This window comes from Paraburkholderia rhizosphaerae, assembly GCF_004366595.1.
GTDB lineage: Bacteria > Pseudomonadota > Gammaproteobacteria > Burkholderiales > Burkholderiaceae > Paraburkholderia > Paraburkholderia rhizosphaerae.
On sequence record NZ_SORE01000011.1, the window covers coordinates 87607 to 108514 of the forward strand.

Here is a 20908-nt window from a genome sequence, read left to right on the forward strand (position 1 = left end):
CCGCGCCTGGCTGATCTTATCCTTCCTGACGGTAGAGGGTCGCCAGATACGACATGACCGCCTGTTGCTCACACGGTCACTGACGTTTTGCATTTAGCGCAACAAACGCTCAGGCGCGGCGCGCGTGTTTGTCGTGCGGTTCAGGAGAGCACGGGTTATGCAGGCAAGGATGACATGCAACGACGCCGATACACAGGGTTTCGGTGCGGATGAGCGTGTGCAGACAGCAATGGCATCTGCGCCCGAGGTCCGCGGCAAGCATATGCTTTTCCGGCGGGCCATCTCGGACTACCTCGACGCGCTGTCGCTTGACGCTTGCGCGGCTGTTCTCGATCTTGGATGCGGCACGGGAATTGTCGCCCGTACCGTTGCCAGACGAGGCGACGTGAAAGCGCGCATTACGGCGATCGATTCCAGTCCCACGCTTATCGCAGCCGCAAAGCGCCTCGCCCGTGAGGAGCAGGTAACGGAGCGCATCCGCTTTCTGACCGGGGACCCGCATTGGATCATCGGACCACAGGGGCAATTCGACGTCGTGATCCTGCATATGGTGCTGCACCGCGTAGGCGATCCTGGAATGGTTCTTAAGGAAGCGCGGCGTGTGCTTCGACCGGCTGGCCGCGTAGTCGTGTTCGACCGTAACTATTCGCTTGCGCAGGAGCCCGATCCACGCAGCGGCGACGAAGGTACTGGTTGTGCCGATTTCCTGTGGGCAACGACCCGGCCCATTCAGGACAGAGTCATGCGCGCGATGCCGAAGCTCCTCACGGAGAACGGCTTTCGAATTGAAACGGCACGGGCCTACGCGGCTGCCGATAAGCGTTGCAGGTTCTATACAAATATCGCGAGGAGGTGCGAATAGCGCGCTTTGCATGTCCTGAATGCATCGCAATTATGGCGTTCCGGGATGGTCCGGCGAAAGATATGCTTTGAACATTTCCGACATTGTGATCCTTCAATGAACGTCAACATAGCTCACGTCGTGGTGGAAGTGGCCGCTGCCTACGCCGCATACGAAAAAGCTCTAGCGGACAACGATGTCTTACTGCTTTACGCATTGACATGGGAAAGTCCACATACGGTTCATTACGGCTTCGACGATATGCAATACGGCAGCGCCGAAATCCGGAAACTGAACGCGCTCCGCCACCCGTTTAACAACGGAGTCGTGGCTGCATCCACGACAATCACTACGTTCGGGCATGACAATGCCACCGTAAGCACGGAATTTGGATGTGAAGATTCGGAGCTTTATGGCAGGCGGACTCTGGTATGGGCGCGTGTCGGTCCCGATTCGCAGCCTGAGGCTGGATTGCATGGCGGATGGCGGATTGTCGCCTCGCATGAAAGCGTCGTTTCCCGGCGTGCGTGCATCTAGTCGTAGTTATCCGCGCAGATGTACTAATCATGAAGTGTAACGATGTTGGAGAAAGCCGATAGCACGATTCAGGTGTAGGGCGTTTATTCGGCTGATGAAATACAAGAGCGCTTCCATTGATATTCGAACGGCAACCCAACCAAATGAATCTGTGCGGATGCACCATCAAGTCGAAGCCTTCTTGCTGCAAAGGCGGCTTTCTGGAAAGGGGTGATGACGAGCGCCTGTATGCGCGTCCCCGGCCAGAGCGGTTTGCGAGTTCACACAGGGCGCACGTCGGCTCTCGATCGCAGGTGCCTCCTGCCTGTGCGGAAAAAGTTAACAGAATCATGGGTGCGGATATAGAGGGCACGGATTTCCCACTACGCGTCAATTCCGATGCACAGCGGCTTGTATTCAATCGAACGATGGAGCGCTAAAGTGATAGCGAGAAAAGATTGGAGCCTATGGATTCCCGACAGTCAATTGGCTCGCGAGATAACAGATTTTGTTCGCGATACCGAAAATGAGATCCTGTTTCATCATTCTGTTCGCGTCTACTTGTGGGGCGCCATGAAAGGCGAGGCTAACAGTCTCAGTTTCGATCCCGAACTTCTTTATGCTGCGGCGATGTTTCACGATATCGGGCTCACCGAAGCCTATCGCCAGAGCCAGCTACGGTTTGAAGTGGATGGAGCGAATGCGGTGCGCGAATTTTTGCTTCGCCGCGGCATCTCCGTGCAGGATGTCTCGATCGTCTGGTCAGCGGTCGCGTTGCACACCACCCCTGGCATCCCCGAACATATGCACGCCGAGATCGCGTTGACGCAGGCGGGAGCGGCGATGGATCTCATCGGGTTGGGCGCGGATGAACTGACCGAAGAACAGCGTGTCTCCGTGCTAACAGGTCATCCGCGCGCGGAAACGTTCAGGCACGACATGGTCGACGCCTTTTACGAGGGTATGAAGCATCGGCCGCAAAGCACACTCGGCACGTTCAACGACGACTTCCTCGCTTATAAGGATCCGGGATTTCAGAGGGCAAACGTGTGCTCAATGATTCTTGGCTTGTAGTTTCGGCGAGAGGAGAGTCCGAATGAGGAACTGGGACTTTCAGGCGTGGTCTATCGATGCCAGGATACCGCGACCCGTGGACTTTACGGGAAAATCGCCCGTTCCTGACCGACGAAGGACTTGACGCATCGCTCGCCTGTCGGCAGGGCGATAAGCTGCAGGCATTGCCTCCCTTGGCTTCCATAAGGCGCGAGAAGGCGGTGCACTTGTTTGATGAGACGTTTCCCCCGGTGTGGCTGCCAGACATAGCGCTGGGATCGCGTTCGCTATACGGAGGCTGAGCGCTGGTCGCGATTGGGCGACAGACTGGCTACTCCGGAAGAACGCTCGCCGAAGCGAAATACCCGGCAAGCGCTCTTCATCCGAACCGGGCGGGATATGTTTTGGGTCGCCATCGCTATTATCTGCAGGTTCTGGGCGGTGCCGCGATGGAAATCGGGGCGGCCTCCGCTTGGGGCGGTATGCAAATCCGAGAGCTTCGGTTTCGTGTCATTCGATACCGCTGATCACATGTCATTAGACATCCTGATTAATCGGTGCCTCCTCCGCCGCCCGATGTGCATTTGCGTCTCTCTGATCGAGCCGATCGAGCCAGGGAGCTGACTCAACCTGAACGGTTTATTCCGAATGGCGAATTTCCGTCGCTTGCGTTCTTCATCCGGCACGCCGGCGCGCTTATCGAGCGTAACGCCGAGCGTTGTTTGCCCGCGATTCCTGCTCTGATAGACGGCACGGCCGCCAACTACGAACCGCAAGTAGAAACGACGGGAGCGCGTGATCCCGGATACATAGACGTTTCTGCACAGCAGCTTCAAGCGAATGTCTGGTCAGGCGGCGGGAATCACGTTATGGTTGAGCCGGAACATGTTGGCCGGGTCGTAGGTCTTTTTGACGGACGCGAGGCGCGCGTAGCGCTCCGGGCCGTAGATCGCAATGGCGTCGCCAGCTTCTTCCGGCGCGACGTTGTTTACGTACCGCCGGTCACCCTGCCAGGGTTTCATGCCGTCGAGCAATTCGGCGACTGACCTCTTGAGGTGCTGTTCCTGCGATAGTGGACCCGCCGCGACGCCCAGCAGGCTGTACGGCAAGCCTCTGGTCGCTACGGCGTTCGGTACTGCCGGCTCCCGGTCCCACGCACCGCCCAGGGCGCGCAGCTCTGCGATCACCAGCGCGGTATCCGCCTGTGGCCCGACGAGTTCGATCAGCTTGTCCTGCGCCTGCGCGGGGAACGCTCGCAGCGTGAGGCCGCGTTCGTAATAGGGCACGGGGTCGGTCGGCTCGTCGTGAATCGACGCGACCTCGGTGTACGGCATGTCCCGAACTGTATCGAAGACTGCAGGCGCGACCGCCCGCAGCGGCGCTACCATCCGCTCGCCGTCCGCAGTCGTGCCGCTGTAGGCGATGCGCACCGCCGCCAGAAATTTGCCGCGCAGGGGCTCGGTCACCTCAGGAATCGGCGGCATCCGCATCACGGCGATGGACGTAACCATGGACTCCGGCGTGCCCGGATGCCACTCGGTCCAGGCGCGCAGCACATCGGCCGTGCGTTCACCCGGGAAATATATTGCGCCGCCGTAGAGCCGAGCCACCGGAAACAGGCTGAATTCCAGGGCGGTGACCACCCCGAAGTTGCCTTTGCCCCCGCGTAGCGCCCAGAACAGGTCGGGCTCGCATTGCGCATCGACGTGTCGCACTTCGCCGTCGGCAGTCACCACATCGAGCGATCGCACATGGTCGGCGGCATAGCCGAACGAGCGGCCGAGGGTAGGGCTGAGCCCACCACCCAAGGTGTAACCGGTAACTCCCACGGTCAGGTTCGACCCGTTCAGCGGAGCCAGTCCGGCTCTGGCCGCTTTTTCAACGACCTCCGACCAGACAGCGCCGGCACCGACCCGGGCCGTGCGGCCAACTACGTCGATGGTGACATCGTTCATCTGTCGGGTTGCGATCACGACGGCGCCGTGCGCCTGGCCGACTATCTGGTGGCCGGTGGCTTTCACGAGGACCGGCCGATGCTGCTCTGCTGCGAAACGAATGGAGGCCTGGACGTCGGCCGCGCTCTGCGGCACTACGATTATCGCGGGCCTCAGCTCGTGATTCAGGTTCCAGACCGCGCGTTCGTCATCGAAGCCGGCGTCGCCCGGCAGCAGAACCGAGCCCGTGACCATGACCGCGAGGGACGCGGCATCCGCTGGAGATACTGGAGGCAGTGACAAATCGTTCAAAGACATACATGCATACCCTGTAATTAGAGGCCGAAATCCGTATAGCGAAGGCGCTCCGCGTGCATTTTGTTCAGCGGACGATTACGCAGAATTCAGACATTGAGACAGTAGTGCGAAGATATTCGCGGCTACATTTTGCGATTGCGTTTATATGTTGTAGAACACTCGCATGGCGGGGAGTATTCCAAGGCTCATGCCTCAATCGGGCGGGGAATGCCGGCACAAATCCGGTCGTAGGACCGCTGTCGCGAAGGGACGAAGCCTTGATCGTTTCTTATCGTGCCATGGCAGAAACAACTAAATCCTGTCAAGTGGACTTCCCGTGCGACCATGGTCACTACGTATCGAGCCCCGGGGAATATAAGGTACCGGGGATCGAGTGATTTGATAAGGTATGCGAGCTATTGTCTGTATTGGCGATGTGTTAAACTGACTGAGGAAGTTATCGTGTCCGAAAAGCCTATACCTTCAAGCCGCCCAATACGATCGAAACGGACCGCCAGCGCTTTGCCATGCACCAACAATCTGTTTGCCGCATTATGGGCGCTGTTCACCGAGTTCAACTTGCCATCGGTACATGGTAACGATCGGTATCAACGGGAGCCGATGGCTGCGACGATCCTGAGGATTTCAGATCGTGTATCGATCGCGGCAAATTGTTCCGCCATTAGCGACGCGCGTCCGCGGTACCGGGGGTTTTCGAGCACAGTCCGGATTGCTTCGCGCAGTGCCTCGGGCGACGGCTGGTTTGTCTCCAGATCGATCCCTACACCCGACCATGCGACGCGCGCGTTCACAGCGGCTTTGTCTTCGGTCAGGCCTGCAGTGACGAGAGGGATGCTGTAGCTCATCGCCTGGTTGACACTGCCATATCCCCCGTTGGTGACGAACACATCGGTTTTCGGCAAGATCCATTCGAACGGCAAGTAGCTCGCGAGGCGCGCGTTGGCAGGAATGGGGCCAGGTATCGCGTCGATTGACCGGCCCCCTGCTGTGGCTACTACGAGCAGATCGCGTTCGTTGGCGAGGGCCGCCAGCGTTGGGGCAACCAGTAGACCAAAATCACGATTGGCCACCGTGCCCTGCGTAACCAGAACGACCTTGCGCGAACCGTCCAGTTCATGAGCCCAGGCAGGAAGCGGGGCTTGGTCTGGGACGATCGGCAGGGCGCCGACGAAATTTACCGTAGCCGGCATGGCACGCGGAAACTCGAAACCCGGAACGGAAAGCTGCATATCAACGTCTGCGAGTTCCACAACGGATTCCAGAAGAGGGGTATATACGGGCCCGAGGTCCAGGCCGGCGAGTACCTGATTTAACCGGAATGCTAATGGCTGGTTGACAATGCGGTCATAGTCCTGCGCAATGATTGCGTACTTATCGAACTGAGCCTTGGTGGTTGCAGGCGGAAGTCCGGAAAATACTGGCGCTCCGTCTTCGCGGCGCCAGTGCAGAACGGAGGTCCCGCAAACAATAACGGGAGGCCGGTCCGAACGCCGCCCAAGAAGCATCGGCAGCACGCCAAAAAACATGTCGTCAGCCACGATAACGTCCGCTGGAAAGTCCCGAAGTGCCTGCTGTATTCCGTCGTGCTGGCCGCGGATGCTATCGACAAACACTCGCTCCAGAGAAACTCGCAGCCACTGCGGCCCAGGAGGGATGTCTTTCAGTTCAGGAGCCACCGCGTGGATATTTCCCGGATCGAGATCGACCTGCGCAGGAAGGGGATGGAACTTTGCACCAATGCCTTCGACGCGCTGGCGAAACGCGCTACACGTCAAGCAAGCGACTTCGTGACCAGCGGAGAGCAAGATACGCCCGATAGCAAGCAGCGGGTTGAACAGGCCCGGAGCGGGCGTAGAAACGATGAGAACTTTCATGCTTCCCTTGAAATGTAATTTCGGCAATCACCGCAAACAGCGAGCGCAATCGCTGCAAGGTTCTTACGGCGAGTCACCGGAAGATGTTCGCCTGGATGGCGGGCATCCACCCGGGTATTTCTCAGCGGCACGTTCGCACTGGCTCAGCGGCAATGCACTGCGCAATGAAGATCTGCTTGTACACAGTCCGTCCCGTTCGGGTCGGAAAGACGCCGATCTGCAGATCATAAGGGCCAAGCGCGCTAGGAAGACGACACATTTGCGTCAGTTTCGGGACATGAGCGTTCCAGTTGAGATAATGGCCGTCCGCAGGACGCGCATACTGAACCGGCGACTTGTCCCAGCACTTTATGACTGGCAGTCTGCGACGTAGAGCAACCTCGTTCGATAGGCGGGCTCTTCACGTCGAAGTTCGTTTACACGCGGATATGTTCCTGAAGCGACGGTGACAACGTCGACTTTCCACCCTCGGCTGAGCCGGGACAGCAAGGCTGCGTTCCTCGGGAAATCGCACCCACCCGCTACGCGACGACCATGAAAAAGCGGCGTACTAGCCTCGCCCGGATCTACGAGCTGGCGGTGGCAACAAATGAACGCCGCCACTCAGAGAGTTCGAGGCTCTCTCGCAAGTCCGTTCTAATCGTCATCGTCAACAACAGTGTGACGGAATGTCTCCTTACACGGAATTGATCACACAACAGGTTCGTATAAGCTTCGCCTGTTGTCCGCTGGCCGCGCTCCGGTCGGGCGCATCTCTCGGGATGTACGGTTTGCAGGGCGCCTTCGTGCTTTTGCTGTTCGGTCAGCGTCTTCTCAAATTTTCCTGTCAAGACTTGGGGAACCCAAATGGCAAAGATTCTGGTCCTGTATTACTCGTCCTATGGTCATATCGAGACGATGGCGGACGCCGTCGCCCAGGGCGCGAGATCGGCAGCCGGTGCGACTGTGACGCTTAAGCGAGTGCCGGAGACGATCCCGGTCGAGCAGGCGAAGGCCGCCGGCATCAAGCTTGATCAGGCCGCTCCGATTGCGACTGTTGAAGAACTTGGGGAGTACGACGCCATCATCTTCGGAACTCCAACGCGCTTTGGAAACATGGCTGCCCAGATGCGCAACTTTCTGGACCAGACGGGAGGTCTGTGGATGAAAGGTGCGCTGGTCGGAAAGATTGGCAGTGTGTTTGCGTCTACCGGCACTCAGCATGGCGGGCAGGAGACGACCATAGCGTCGTTCCATTCGACTCTCCTGCACCACGGCATGGTGATTGTTGGAGTGCCGTATGCATGCCCGGGTCTTGTGAAGATGGACGAAATTACCGGCGGTACGCCTTACGGCGCAACGACCCTTGCAGGCGCTGACGGCGGCCGCCGCCCCAGCGAGAACGAACTGGAAATCGCGCGTTATCAGGGCAAGCACGTCGCAGAGCTTGCTGCGAAGATCGCATCCTAACGCCTACATCGAAGCAGCAAGCTGTGCGGATTCACGGCGCACCAACTCGTCAATTCACTGGGGCTGGTACGAGGTGCCAGCTGCACAGCTTCTAAAACCTCCGGAGAGAAGGTAAAGCCGGCTGCCAGCCCCAAACCTGAAGGCGTAGAGTGAACGGCATCGACCGCTGAAGCTCAGGGAGCAAAGATGCGTCAACAGGCGTCGCTTTCGTAAATCCTCGAATGTAAGTGCCGAATTGTTAGTTTCATCCTGAGCCGCGCCTCCAATTCAAGCGTGGCGACGAAGATGTCGAGTCGATCAGGATCGGTTTCACTTCCGTCTCAGCCGCGATCACGAGCACGACGCGTTGCCAGTCACCGTACAGGGCCATCGCGAAGATGGCATTTACGCGCAACGCCAGCTACCAGATTCCGCCGACGGATCGCGCCACCGGTGCGATACGGGGTATTCACGGCATCTCCTGGAGGAGCCGGCGAGGGTCCATAGCCGTTCGACCACAATCGGCTTTTCTGTCCAGAAAATATCAATATTGCCTTTTCGCGCCTCGCGTTGAATCATCCACTCCCTCTTCACAAGAGACGCGCGCTCAGCAAATATCAACAGCATTTGAATCCGAGCGCCGCACTTTGGATGTATATTTGACAGGTCAGAAGTAAGGTAAACTTGATAAAACAGGATGCCCTGGCGAGCCGGAGCTGCAGTGATTGACTCCGGTCGTTGCAATCGCAACGCATGGGTTTCAGCTTCAGCACAATCTTTCACGATGTCGGAAGCTCATGGCAGACAGGACAGGTGGATTCAACATCGCTGCGTTCTCATTCTTGAGATCTGGCCGATCAAGTCAACATGCAGAAGTGTGTGCAGGTTCAACAGATCTTTGTAGCGAAGGCCTGTTCGACATGCTTCTTCCGAAGAAGGATCGGAAAACGCAGTTGTCCCTGGGCGACTACGCGAAAGAGATCGCGGGGATCGGCCACCGTGATGGCGGCCGCGCGGCGTGGGAAGCGGGGTGGGGCAACGTCGCGGTTTGGCTCGCGCACAAATATTTTCCGGATGAGATAGGCAGTGCACATGCGGACGAATTCCATCGCCCGTTCGTCTCAATGGCCCTTTTGCCATATGATGCTAGCGCCGAACGCGCCACGGGCGGCATCCTGATAAAGAATGGGACTTGGAAGCCAGTCGTCTGGAACTGGCGCGCTCGATGGAACATCCTGGTGATACCGAACCCACGAAAGAGAAAAAAACACGAAGAAGTGGCGATTGTGCTCATTCCCATTTCTGACATTATGCTGCGTGGCGGCCGGGAAACATTCGGATTCGATGCCGGCGCGAATCCCGAAATTCTTATCCGGTCTGTATTCGTACCCAAACACCGCACCGTATCTTTGAAAGCACTGATGCGAGGCGATGGGAACGCTCAGGCCGGTTATTGGCAATATCGGCTATCCGCTGCAGCCTTGTTGACCATTCACGCAGTCTTGCCTCTTTATGGCGTGGCTGCCGCTGCGAGAGCGCCCGCTTCAGGGCGTCAGGTATTACGGAGGGATACTCGTGTGACTCTCGAAGCTTTACGCAACATCGACGCGGCCACACACATGCTTTCAGGGCTGCTCCAAAGGATGCAGGTACGTGCAATCTGCAATGTGCCACTGGTAACGGATGAATGCAGGGGTATCCGTCGCACCGCCGTTCTAGCTGGCCACCTGATTCTGACGGCGGTCGATTCGCTGGCTAGCATCTGCCATGGCAAGACGGACGACGACCAGATTGAGATGCAGTCGAGATGGCGAGACGCACGCACGCTTGGCCTATGCGCGGAAGTTGCGATCAGGAGTTTCGCCACGCTCTTTGAGGGTCCGTGAGTGCCTCGTATTGTCTGCCGGGATTCGCATCTGAACAACGGCATCGCGTCGCGCCGGAAAGTCGCCAATCCGTCCGGGCGGTGACTGGTCTTGTCCCACATGCGAAGGGTCAGGCGAGCCACACGCGGTGACGAGGCTACCCCTGACTGCCTGAATAGGAATCGGAGAATTTTTCGAGTCGCGCATAGCTGCTGCGAATGGGTGCCGCCAGGCGGACGCAGTCTATCCATTACATGGTACGAGGAGCCAAAGATGTCGTTTTACACGGCAGAGAATTTCCATCACATTGGCAGCGTCGGGTTTCTGCTCAACAAGGCACGTAACCAGATCGTCGCGGACATGGATGCCGCGTTGGCGGAGCTGAACGTGAAAGCCCAGTACATTGGAATTCTGATGTCGCTAATGCGCGAGCCGACTGCTACGCCGGCAGGCTTGTCGCGACAGCTGGGCGTGGATTCGGGCCTCATGACTCGCATGCTGGACAGGCTGGATGCACTCGGTTTGCTTGATCGTTCGCGCGATACAATGGACCGCAGGGTAGTCAATCTGCAGCTTACCGCCGCAGGACGTGCTGCCTCCCGGCGAATTGCGGAACTCGCGCCGAACGTCCTCAATGCGCGGCTGCGGAATTTTTCCCCTGCCGAGCACGACGAATTGCGCCGCTTGCTATACAAACTACTGCTTGACTGAGTTCTCTGAACCGATCATAAGATCTGGTGCGCGCGCGAATGGTACGCTTCGACGTGATGCTTTCGACCGATGAGTCCCGCAAGTATCACCGTCGTGCCAAGCCATGGCGAGGAGATGGTCCGCAGCACTAACCCATTCGCCCGGGCCATAGTCGCGCAGATCACCTTAACAGCGTTATTCTCGCGAGGATGCAGCATATTCGATTGAAGGCGAGGCTCGCCTACCACGACGATCGTGGATCGCGGCGAGTCGCTACAAGAAACGGAGCTCGCGTCGCTCTCGAAGCATCATCTGCGCATCCGGACCTCGACGCTCAGCATCTCCGATGCGCGATGTCCTGAAAATATATCAAAAACGTCATTTCCTGCCACGATCAACGTCCCTATTGTTTAGGTATTTCCAAGGCCGGCACTCAATTGCTGAATGCGCCAAGTAGGGTCTGTCATAGGAGGAAACAACGTGACTTACGTTCGATGGATGCTTATGGTGCTGTCCGCGACGATCACTGTCGCTGCCGCGGTGCCTGCAGCGGTTGAGCAACAGCACGAGACAGTGACGCTCGCCTTTTCGCACGCAGTGCCCAATATGCCGGGCAAGTCTGTTACGGCTGTGTTCGTGGACTATCCGCCCGGCGCCGCATCTTTGCCTCATCGCCATGCGCCGACTGCGTTCGTCTACGCGTACGTGCTGTCGGGCACGATTGAAAGCCAGGTCGACGATGGGCCTGTGCGCGTTTTGCATGCCGGCGAAAGCTTCTACGAGGCACCGGGGTCGCGCCATCCGGTAAGTCGCAATGCAAGCTCCAGCGAGCCCGCCAGGATGCTGGCCGTGTTTCTTGTCGACACCGTCGACAAGAAATTGACTGTACCTTTGAAATGAGAGGATAGCGAAATGTCACAGCGACTTGACTACAACAAGGTTTCCCCTGCCGGCGCCAAATCCCTGGCAGGCGTTTACGGATATGTGTCAAGCACCACGCTCTCGCCAATTCTGGTTGACCTCGTCTACTTACGGGTGTCGCAGATTAATGGATGCGCATACTGCCTCGACATGCATACGCGTGACCTTCTGGAGCGCGGAGAAAAAACCGAGCGGCTTGCTTTGTTGCAGGCATGGCGCGAAGCCGGGGAACTGTTCGACCTGCGGGAGCGCACGGCGCTTGCGTGGGCTGAATCGGTAACGCTCGTGGCCGATACCGGTGTTCCGGACGACGAGTACGACGCCGCAAGGAAGGTGTTCAGCGAACAGGAAATCGTTGACCTTACGATCGCTATTAGCCTCATGAACGTGTACAACCGCATGGCGATAAGCTTCCGCAACACACCACGTGCAGTGCTCGAGATGTGAGCTGATGCGGGACTGAATTTCTTTCAGAAAGGTCAGGATCGTGCGCTGTGACTGAGCGAGCGAGTACGTCTGAGAGACAGATCACAGATCAACGGTGTGACAGACATCCTGCGGCGCAATGCACTTGCGAGGTGCAAACCGCAGGAGCCTGCGGGCTACCGGCTTGCGCCCCGCCGCTGTGGATACCCGCTCCGACGGTCGGAGAGATGCAACACGACCGGAATGGAATTCTCATGGCGCGACCTTGGGTCAAGGCAGAGCGTCTGGGTCGCAGGCCATATGCCGGGCGGAAAGGCATCATGGTTGCGTGCTCATGTAGCGCACTGGCCGACGGTATGGGGGATAGCTGCCCCGGTTTGCAACCGGATTATCTTCCATTGCAGTGTCCACCTACACTTCGGCGCTAGTCGGGACATTTCCTGAATGACGCATGTGATCGCATGGCGGCGCTGACATCCCGTTTGTCGGTGTGCCTCCGTCGCTAAGTCTGGTGAGGCGCCGGACGCTGGCGTATTAGCTGACAATCCGGCCAGCGTGTTCGGAAGACGAAGGTCGATAAATAAAAGCTGCTTTTCTGGGCCCAGGTGTTTCGTGCCAAAGGTGGCATGAATTGCATGTTTACTTGGCGTTGATGTAGCGATGAGCATTCCTACTTTAATGACGTCGCTGTCGAGAACGACGCTTTCTTCGTCATGTATTCATTAGGAGCATAAACATGCAAATCCGACCCACAATCATCGCCGGGCTTGTCATCATCGCGGCCGCCTTTGCCAGCACCGTTCAAGCATCCGCAAGCGCGGCGCCTCTACCTTCAGCCGCCAATTCGATTCATCGTGATGCAGAGGATGCTCTTGCCGGCATAACTGTTCCTGATAGTCAGCTCGCGCGCGATGCAACGCAGCTCGTTCGGGAGTCTGAGGGCGAGTTCCTGTTTGACCATTCCCTGCGCGTCTACTATTGGGCCGCGATGGCAGGGAAACGCAAGGGCTTCGCAATCGATCCGGAACTTCTCTATGTCGCGTCGATGTTTCATGATTTTGGCCTGACTCAGCGATATCAGGAAAGCCATTTGCGATATGAAGTCGACGGAGCAAATGCAGCTCGTGATTTCCTGCGCAGTCACGCCATTCCCGAAGCCGATAGCCAGACGGTCTGGCTTGCCATTGCTTTGCATACGACGAACGGGATCTCGGCAAATCTGTTCCCGCTCGCTGCGCTTGTGGCGGATGGTGCAAACATGGACCTGGTGGGCACCGGATATGACGACTTCACGAGCGCACAGAGAAGCGCGGTCGAGGCCGCTTACCCACATCCTCCCGGATTTGCAGAGGAATTTATGCAATCGCTCTACGACAGCCTCAAGCATCGTCCTGAAACTACACAGGGAACGGGTCTGGCCGATGTGATGGCCTATAAGGATCCACGGTTCGTTCGCCGGGACTTCAGCGCTCTGATGCGTCGCTCGCCTTGGGCCAAAGGAAAATAACTATTGTTGAGGAACGCCGCGGCGGCGGTGTAAAGGACCTCGACTTTGTGACGTCTAGCCTGTCCTTCCGACCGGCGCCTCGTCGCGATCACAGCAGGTTCATCTACCAGTCCATGCGATGTTTCTCCTCGGTTTGCTGATGCCGCTGGTCGTCGTCGGCATGCAGGTAGAGGCTCGTCGTGGTCAGCGACGCGTGACCAAGGTTGTCGCGGATGAGTCGCAGATCGATGTCGCCGTCGGCCATGTGGGAGCCTGCGCTGTGGCGCAGCCAGTGCGCGGACGCCCGCTCGAGCTGCGCGGCGCGGACGACATATTCGTCACCGCGCAGACGGAGTTTTCCGGCGGCGCCGGCGAAAATGTCCTTGACGATCGTGTGTAACGCCGAGCGCGTGAGTGGCTTCGTGGATTTTCCGAGGGGCAGCACAAGCGGCGTGTCCTCATGCGGGGTGGGCAGCACGGACAGGCCGCGTTCGCGCCGGTAGCGGCCCAGCTCGACCATCATTTCGGCGGAGGCGGGCACGAGCCGCTCCACGTCGCCTTTGCCGAGTACCTGGAGCCACCAGCGCTCGTGCCCGTCGGCGTCGCGCCGGCAGAAGAAGTGTCCCATCGAATTGCCGCTGACTTCCGAAATGCGCAGGCCGCCCAGGTAGAGCAGGGTGAAGAGCCACCGCGCACGCCAGTAACGCTCGCGCTCCCGGTCCGTCTCGCGGGGCAGCGAGTCGATGTACGCCTTCACCTCCTGCCACAGGTCGCGCCCGAGGAAGCGCGTGACACGCGGCGCCGCCCGCCGCGCGCGCTGGCGCGAGAGCGACAGCGGGTTGCCGGCGAGATAGCCCGCACCGACGAGCCACGAAAAGAGTGCGTTGATGATCACCATCGCCTGACGCTGGCTGGTCGCGGCGAGCGGCCCGTGGAACGGTCGCCAGCGCGGATCGTCGCGGGCAAACTTGCGCCCGGTGGCGACCCAGCGTGCACGCGGCTGCGGATCGGCGAGAAAGCGCTGGTAGACGAGCAGATCCTCGTGTGTGAGCGATGACAGCGGCTTGCCGAGCTGGACGATCGACCATAACAGCAGCCGTTCGGCTTCCTTGCGGTAGTTCTCGAACGTGGTGCGGGTATCGGCAACACGGGCCAGCCATGCGCGCACGGCCGCGAGATCGTCATCGGCGGTGATCTGGCGGCGGCCGGTGGCGCGGTTCACGCCGGTGCGGCCGTCGAGATCATCGGGCAGGTCGAGTACGTCCAGCGGGCGCGGTGCGATCAGGGTCGTTTGCATGGATTTGGGCCGCTACGAGGATGTGGCGCGGTGATTTTCGCACCTCGCCCCGTTTATTTCAACATTACAGGATTAATGTCAAAATTCCGGCGAAAAAGAGTAGGGAATTCATGAGTTATACAGTAATATTATCGATCTTCTACCCTGCATGCCCATGTCCGACGCCATTCCTGACGAAGCCGGCCTGCGGGCCGAGATCGAGCAGCTCAAGGCCGAATTCCCGGGGACCCGCGACCTGTATCGGGAAGTCTGTGCGTTGCTGTTCTTCCGCTATGGCGTCACGCCGACGGCGAACCGCCTCTACCAGCTGGTCCGGCGGGGCAGCATGAGCACGCCCGTCGCGGTATTGGCCGGATTCTGGGCCGACCTGCGCGAGAAAAGCCGCGTGCGCATCGAGCACGCCGATCTCCCCGAGGAACTGCGCGAAGCCGCTGGCGAGCTGGTGGCCATGCTGTGGAAACGCGCTGCCGGCGCGGCGCGGGATGCGCTAACGACCCTGCGGGACGAAGTGGAAGCTGTCAGGCTCGCGGCCGAGGCCTCGGTCGCGACCCTGCAGGCGGATCTGGCGCGTACCGAGTCGGCGCTGGGTCAGCATACGGATGCGCTGCTCGCCGCGCAGGTTCGCATTCAGGAACTCGAGCAGGCGCAGGCGGCGGCTGCGGCCACACGTGACGCGCTTGAGGGCGAGCTGGCGCGCGTACAGCAGGTATTGCGTGAGCGGGACATGGCCCTGGCGCAGGCCCGCACCGATTTCGCGGCCGAACTCGAGAAGCAGCGTGCCAGCACGGATCTGGCCGAGACACGTCTGCAGGCGGCGGAAAGGCGCGCCCTACTAGAGATCGAGCGGGAACGCAGCGCGAATACGCGTCTGCAACGCGCCATGGAAAGCGCGCAGCAACGCGCGGCCCGCGACGTCGAGCGGGCGCAGGCCGAGATCCAGTCGCTGCAGACCCAGGTGGGCGATCTGCGTCATCAGGCGGGCGTGCTGGAAGGTCGGCTTGAAGCGATGCGCGCAAGCCATGCGGCCCAGGCGCAGGAAGTTAGATCCGTGCGACAGAAAGCGTCCAGTGCGGACGGTGCTGCACGACGTGCCCCGCGGCGCATGGCCCGGCAGTCCTCCAGCCCGGCGAAAGCTGCTGCTCGAAAACGCGGCGCGAAGACATGAGCGGCACAGGACGCGGGCGACGGAAGGCGGTCTGCCCGAAAATCGGGGCGCTCATGCGTTACGAAGAGCGCGTGGTGGAGTGCACTCAAGATTCGGACTTTTTCGTACGTTAAGCGCCTGGGCGGCGATTCCGAATGTCGCTGAACGACCCCACAACTGCCTGTCGACCCGATGTGGGAGCTCTGGCCGGTAGCAAGCTGGAACCTGTTTGCCGCGTGCGACGAGCTCGCGATAGCGTAGGCATAGGCGCGCCTGCGCATCCCAGGCGTGGTCAACGACGGGCGTGGGCTCCCTTCGTGGCGTCGCTGAATGTCAGGACTTACGCGGGCTGGGTGCTGGTAGCTCCAGGCTGCTTCGACGAGCAGCCTTCTGGCATAGCTGTTGCCGCTTCTCGCCTGAGAAGTGTTCGGACCGGCGTGGCGCCTGGCCAGGTCATCAACTGGTGGGGGTGCGAAGCGTGAAGATCGCCCAGCTCCGCGAACATCCCCACCGCGGTGGTAAACTGCACGCCCCGCATGGTCTGCAGGCCCATGCACCGCCGGATAGAAGCGCCAGTTGAGAACGGCCTCGTGTAACGCGGCTTCGTCGGCAGTCGAAGAGATCACCAACAGATACGGCCGGTACATGTGGAGACACGTTTAATACGTTATGCGCGTTACCTGTTTTGAAGACAGGTGCCGGCTTGTCAACAATCCACGGGTTCGAAGAATTGGAGTTACGGCCCCTGATCCGGTTTTCTGATCGCGGATGACCCTGCCTGACCTGCGGCTGTATCGGTGGCCGTCTCAGCCGTCGCGCTCGACACGATGTGCAATTCTCGCGTGCGCAACGGCAGCGAACATTGCGCGTCGGTCAGTGTCTGACGCACCTGGCGCGCGAGCTCCCATCGCATGGTCCAGAACATGTCCGTTTTCGACCAGACGCGGATATTCAGCACCGCCGTGCTGTCGTCGAAGCGGATGACCATCACCTGCGGTGCGGGATCGCGGAGCGCACGCGGGTCGGCCGCGGCGAGGGTGCGCAGCACCTCAAGCGCGCGATCCACATCGTCACCGATCGAAATCTCCACTTCGAGATCGAGCCGGCGCATCGGATTGCGGCTGAAGTTGCGGATCGAATTGCTCCACAACGCGCTGTTCGGCACGTATTCGCAGATGCCGTCGGGTTTGGTGAGGCGCGTCGTGAACAGATTGACTTCGAAGACCGTACCCGCGACACTGCCGGCTCCGCCCTCGATATAGTCGCCGACCTTGAACGGGCGCAACACCAGCAGCATGATGCCGGCCGCGATGTTCTGCATCGTGCCTTGCAGCGCGAGACCAATCGCAAGACCGGCGGCGCCAAGCACGGCAATGATGCTAGCCGTCTGGATGCCTAACTGCGACAGCGCACCGACGATCGCGACAATGCGAATGCCCCACAGACCAATGTCGCAGACGATCGGTCGCAGCGTGGCGTCCATGCGTGATTGACGCGCGAGCAGCCGGCTCAGCGACACCGAAGCGCGGCGCGCGATCCACCATCCGATCACCAGTATCGCCGCAGCGGCGCACAGACGAATAGAAAACACGGTGAGCGCATCCAGCAGGAAGGCCCATCTGTCCGGACTGATTTCGACGAGAAGATTCTCCATGTGTCTTGACGATCCCTTTATTGGACAGCGGGTGGATTGCCGCGCGCGAGCATCGACTATAGATGTGGGCGACCTCGATTGGCTTCCGGAAACTTAACCAGAAAACTTCCATTTTGGGTGTTTTCGGCGTCCCACATGAGCCCTCACATCCTGCGAATACCAACCTTTGCCTGCCCGCTTCATCATCGCGGATGCACGACTGCAATGCCGTCCGGCCGCATTCGAGTCTGGCCCATCTGACACCCAACGCGTTCAAGCAGCGGTATTGTTCAGGTGAAGCAATCGACGCCGTACTCCAGGATTGAAACCGTCCGAAGAAATCAGGCGGGTCACTGCGGGCGTCCAAGCAGGTATTTGAACATGTGGGTCAATCTTCGATGCAAATTTTTCAGAGGGAGCTATTTTTCGCATCTTAGCTTTGTCGTACAAGCCCAAGCCATATCTACGGTGACATATTCAATACGGACTACGCCTGCGGCTTTGGTGCGTTTTCCAGTAACGCCCTGCACCGATGTGTGAAAATACAGGACTTCGGCTTGCACTCCATCAGCAGGCTCTGGCGGGATACGCCGCACGCACGCGATGTCCACCGATGCACGCTGGCCCCTAACGGAGGTTCCGCTGATGCTGCGACGTATCCTGGCCCCGAGCCGCTACATCATGATCATTCCCGTCGTCGGGATGTTGTTGTGTTCCGTGGCGCTGACTTTATATGAGGTAATCGTTTTAGTCCTGGGCACGGTAAATACAATCCGGAAATTGGTAAGGACCTCCCCCATCGCCAGAGCGGCATCTATCGGTGTCATCATGGCTGTTGCTACGCAACCTTCAGTGAAGGGGGAAGTCATGGAACGGATTACTCGCGTTGGTGTAGATCTGGCGAAGAATGTCATGCAGGTCCACGCAGTTGACGGTGCCGAACGTGTAGTTGCACGCAAGGCGATTTCTCGCGAACGGTTTGTGAACTGGTTTGCCAATCTTGAGCCTTGCCTGGTCGCGATGGAAGCGTGCGGCGGTGCCCATTATTGGGCCCGCAAGCTACGCGCGCTCGGACACGATGTCCGGCTCATTCCACCACAATTCGCTGCCCCCTATCGCAAAGGAGGTCCACACGTGAAGAATGATGCACAGGATGCCGAAGCGATCTGCGAGGCGGCAAGCCGCCCACAGATGCGCTTCGTGCCGATCAAGTCACCTGCCCAGCAAAGTGTGCTTGTACTTCACCGCATGCGGACCGGGTTCGTCGAGGAGCGTACCGCACTGGTGAATCGGTTGCGCGGGCTTCTTGCCGAGTTCGGCGTGTTTCTGCCGCAAGGCATCGGTTCGTTACACAAGCACTTCGTCGACCGTCTCGAGGACGGTAGCAACGAACTTGCAGGTCCTGCGCGCCAAGCGCTGATGCGGGGCTGGGTGCAGTGCCAGGTGCTCGATCAGGAAATCGCCTGGCTCGACAAACAGATCGCTGAACACGCCGTCCACGACGAACAGGCGCAACGCTGCATGGAGGTGTGTGGCGTAGGCCCTCTGACCGCATCTGCCGCTGTCGCAACCGTTGTCAACGCACGGCAATTCAAAAATGGTCGGCAGATGGCAGCCTGGATCGGTACCGTACCCAGGCAGAATAGCAGCGGCGGCAAACAACGGCTCGGGCGCATCACCAGACAAGGTAACGACTATCTGCGAACGTTGCTATATCAAGGCGCGCGTTCGGCCATTCTTACTGCACCGCGACGCGTCGATAGGCTCTCGCGTTGGATCGTTCAACTGCAGGCCCGCATCGGCTATTACAAGACCTTGGTCGCCGTCGCCAACAAGCATGCGCGCATTCTCTGGGCCGTGCTCGCGAAGGGCGAAAAATTCGATCCATCGCATGTAAACGGTGTTCCGCGTGTGGTGAATCGCGCAACAGACATGTGAACCAGGAGCCGACAAGAAGTTACTTCCCACTCGAAGACGCATAGGTAAAGGATAGCGAACAGGTCAGACCGGCAGCGGGCGAACTCGATGAACCGTCAGGCGCCACAGCGCATCGAATCGCCGACCCGGGGATGGAGTCCCGCTGCGCGGTTACTATCAGGGCCCGGGCGAAGCAGATCTCATCACGCCCAGAAAGGCCGTTTATAGGCATGCAGTCTGTCTCTTCGCCATCCATGCCACTCACGCCTCGAGTGATATCGGTGCTTGACCAATGAATCATCAAAACCTGCTTGCAGAAATGGGGAGGTCCTTATAGGCGGTTCATTCTCCGCCAAGTCGGCAAAAAATCTGGCGGTCGGAATCGTTGAGGCCGTTGATGTGTTTCTGATCGCAATCGCTGTCTACATCATCAGTATTGGGCTCTATACGCTGTTCGTCGATGACAAGTTTGCGTTGCCGAACTGGCTGGAGATCAACGACCTTGATGACCTGAAGGGACATCTGGTCAGCGTCGTTATTGCGGTTCTCGCCGTACTGTTCTTGCGTGAGGCCGTAGCCTGGGATGGTACCCGTGACCTTGCTGCCTTTGGTGGCGCATTGGCGCTCGTGATTGCCGCCCTTACGTTCTTTCTCAAGAAAAATATCGGCCGGAGGCGATGAGTCTCATGTGAGGGAGGTGGCACCGCAGGTATGGACGTGGTGGACAAGGAAGATATATTTCGTTGAAGCTTTTCGCTTCGGGTTGCGATTCGGCATCTCCCCGCGCCCTTGCTGGACGAAGGCTCGGCGATCAATGCGACACGAAGCGGATGCGTTCTCGGTCCGCGTTACAAAGTAGAGGTGGAGACCAATGTAATTGTCCGCATGCGTATCCAGAGCTGACGCGAAGTCAGCACTGGACTCCGGTGCGAACCCACCGGATATCCAGGCGCTGTACAACATCAATTGGCGGCATTCAGCGCTTCCTGCGCGCGGGCACGGGAGTCCTGTACGGACTGATTGCGCTCAGCTCTTGATTCGCTGACTTCTCCCCTGAAGGTCTGTCTCGCTTCGGCCCGATTTGCGCGATGCTCCCGGTTAGCCTCGCGAACCTCCATCCGCTTTTGAACGATTGGATCGTTATGAGTGATTGTCGCGGTTGAGTGCTCAGACACGACGGCCGATTGCTGGGCCATTGCAGGCACGGCTGTGAGCATGCCAACAACCATAAGGACTGCGCCGAATTTTTTGACAGTGTTTTTCATAACGTTTCCTCAATTAAATAGGTTTACTAACTTCATAGAGCTCACCATAAAGTTGACAGGGCAAAACCAGACATGCCGAAAGGTGAGTTCGTTGCGTTGCCTGTCTTTATTACGTTTTGCTGTCAGTAATTTTACTAATCGTACCCATAGCAATCAACCGCCAGGCATGCTGATGTTGCGTGGCAAATTGTCATCCGGAAATATTTGCGTCAAACACGCCACCTTCCTCGCCCCCGGTGCTCCAACCTTACCTGCGCCTCACGTGACATGCCGCGCTGATTCCACGAAAAAGCGTCAGCA

General features: G+C 58.8%; 17 protein-coding genes and 1 pseudogene. 12 read left to right on the forward strand and 6 right to left on the reverse strand.

Annotated features, from left to right (window positions below):
* Nucleotides 1-157: 157 nt before the first annotated feature.
* The 3 genes from BX592_RS16035 (at nt 158) to BX592_RS16045 (ending at nt 2431) form a co-directional block, all read left to right on the forward strand.
* On the forward strand, nt 158-862 hold the full coding sequence (locus BX592_RS16035) for a class I SAM-dependent methyltransferase (protein ID WP_134192806.1): 705 nt from the start codon (nt 158-160) through the stop codon (nt 860-862).
* 96 nt (nt 863-958) lie between these two features.
* Nucleotides 959-1378, forward strand: coding sequence for an AtzH-like domain-containing protein (locus BX592_RS16040; protein ID WP_166676371.1), 420 nt, complete (start codon nt 959-961; stop codon nt 1376-1378).
* 420 nt (nt 1379-1798) lie between these two features.
* Nucleotides 1799-2431 carry an HD domain-containing protein gene (locus tag BX592_RS16045; RefSeq protein ID WP_243849569.1) on the forward strand — a complete coding sequence of 211 codons (633 nt, stop codon included), beginning with the start codon at nt 1799-1801 and terminating at the stop codon, nt 2429-2431.
* 827 nt (nt 2432-3258) lie between these two features.
* Here the strand turns inward: BX592_RS16045 and BX592_RS16050 are convergent.
* Both BX592_RS16050 and BX592_RS16055 read right to left on the reverse strand, forming a co-directional pair.
* Nucleotides 3259-4662 (reverse strand): FAD-binding oxidoreductase, encoded by a 1404-nt coding sequence (locus BX592_RS16050; RefSeq protein ID WP_208327906.1) that lies wholly within the window; start codon nt 4660-4662, stop codon nt 3259-3261.
* A gap of 587 nt (nt 4663-5249) precedes the next feature.
* Nucleotides 5250-6536 (reverse strand): glycosyltransferase, encoded by a 1287-nt coding sequence (locus BX592_RS16055; protein ID WP_134192809.1) that lies wholly within the window; start codon nt 6534-6536, stop codon nt 5250-5252.
* Between the two features lie 846 nt (nt 6537-7382).
* Between BX592_RS16055 and wrbA the strand changes: the two genes are divergently transcribed.
* The 6 genes from wrbA (at nt 7383) to BX592_RS16085 (ending at nt 13373) form a co-directional block, all read left to right on the forward strand.
* Entirely contained in the window at nt 7383-7985 is a 603-nt protein-coding gene (gene wrbA, locus BX592_RS16060) for an NAD(P)H:quinone oxidoreductase (RefSeq protein ID WP_134192810.1), read from the forward strand.
* Nucleotides 7986-8761: 776 nt separating this feature from the next.
* Nucleotides 8762-9850 (forward strand): acyl-CoA dehydrogenase family protein, encoded by a 1089-nt coding sequence (locus BX592_RS16065; protein WP_134192811.1) that lies wholly within the window; start codon nt 8762-8764, stop codon nt 9848-9850.
* Nucleotides 9851-10102: 252 nt separating this feature from the next.
* A complete protein-coding gene (locus tag BX592_RS16070; RefSeq protein WP_134192812.1) occupies nt 10103-10540 on the forward strand; it encodes a MarR family winged helix-turn-helix transcriptional regulator in 438 nt (145 codons plus the stop codon).
* A gap of 483 nt (nt 10541-11023) precedes the next feature.
* Complete coding sequence (locus BX592_RS16075; protein ID WP_243849570.1) at nt 11024-11419, forward strand: cupin domain-containing protein; 396 nt, start codon at nt 11024-11026, stop codon at nt 11417-11419.
* 12 nt (nt 11420-11431) lie between these two features.
* Complete coding sequence (locus BX592_RS16080) at nt 11432-11887, forward strand: carboxymuconolactone decarboxylase family protein (RefSeq protein ID WP_134192814.1); 456 nt, start codon at nt 11432-11434, stop codon at nt 11885-11887.
* Between the two features lie 715 nt (nt 11888-12602).
* Nucleotides 12603-13373 carry an HD domain-containing protein gene (locus BX592_RS16085; RefSeq protein WP_134192815.1) on the forward strand — a complete coding sequence of 257 codons (771 nt, stop codon included), beginning with the start codon at nt 12603-12605 and terminating at the stop codon, nt 13371-13373.
* Between the two features lie 103 nt (nt 13374-13476).
* Here BX592_RS16085 and BX592_RS16090 read toward each other — a convergent pair whose 3' ends face one another.
* Complete coding sequence (locus tag BX592_RS16090) at nt 13477-14649, reverse strand: tyrosine-type recombinase/integrase (RefSeq protein WP_134192816.1); 1173 nt, start codon at nt 14647-14649, stop codon at nt 13477-13479.
* Nucleotides 14650-14803: 154 nt separating this feature from the next.
* Here BX592_RS16090 and BX592_RS16095 point away from each other — a divergent pair, with 154 nt between their 5' ends.
* Nucleotides 14804-15814, forward strand: a complete 1011-nt coding sequence (locus tag BX592_RS16095) for a DNA-binding protein (protein ID WP_134192817.1) — start codon at nt 14804-14806, stop codon at nt 15812-15814.
* A 201-nt stretch (nt 15815-16015) separates the two neighbouring features.
* Here BX592_RS16095 and BX592_RS16100 read toward each other — a convergent pair.
* Both BX592_RS16100 and BX592_RS16105 read right to left on the reverse strand, forming a co-directional pair.
* Nucleotides 16016-16398, reverse strand: a pseudogene (locus BX592_RS16100) (transposase); the annotation flags it as partial.
* 131 nt (nt 16399-16529) lie between these two features.
* The gene (locus BX592_RS16105) at nt 16530-17447 is read right to left on the reverse strand and encodes a mechanosensitive ion channel family protein (protein ID WP_134192818.1); all 918 of its coding nucleotides are present in this window, start codon (nt 17445-17447) and stop codon (nt 16530-16532) included.
* Nucleotides 17448-18293: 846 nt separating this feature from the next.
* Here BX592_RS16105 and BX592_RS16115 point away from each other — a divergent pair.
* Nucleotides 18294-19364: an IS110 family RNA-guided transposase gene (locus BX592_RS16115; RefSeq protein WP_134192943.1), complete on the forward strand. Its 1071-nt coding sequence runs from the start codon at nt 18294-18296 to the stop codon at nt 19362-19364.
* Nucleotides 19365-19628: 264 nt separating this feature from the next.
* Nucleotides 19629-20024, forward strand: a complete 396-nt coding sequence (locus tag BX592_RS16120) for a YqhA family protein (protein ID WP_134192820.1) — start codon at nt 19629-19631, stop codon at nt 20022-20024.
* A gap of 281 nt (nt 20025-20305) precedes the next feature.
* Here BX592_RS16120 and BX592_RS16125 read toward each other — a convergent pair whose 3' ends face one another.
* Nucleotides 20306-20608: a hypothetical protein gene (locus BX592_RS16125; RefSeq protein ID WP_134192821.1), complete on the reverse strand. Its 303-nt coding sequence runs from the start codon at nt 20606-20608 to the stop codon at nt 20306-20308.
* Nucleotides 20609-20908: the final 300 nt, after the last annotated feature.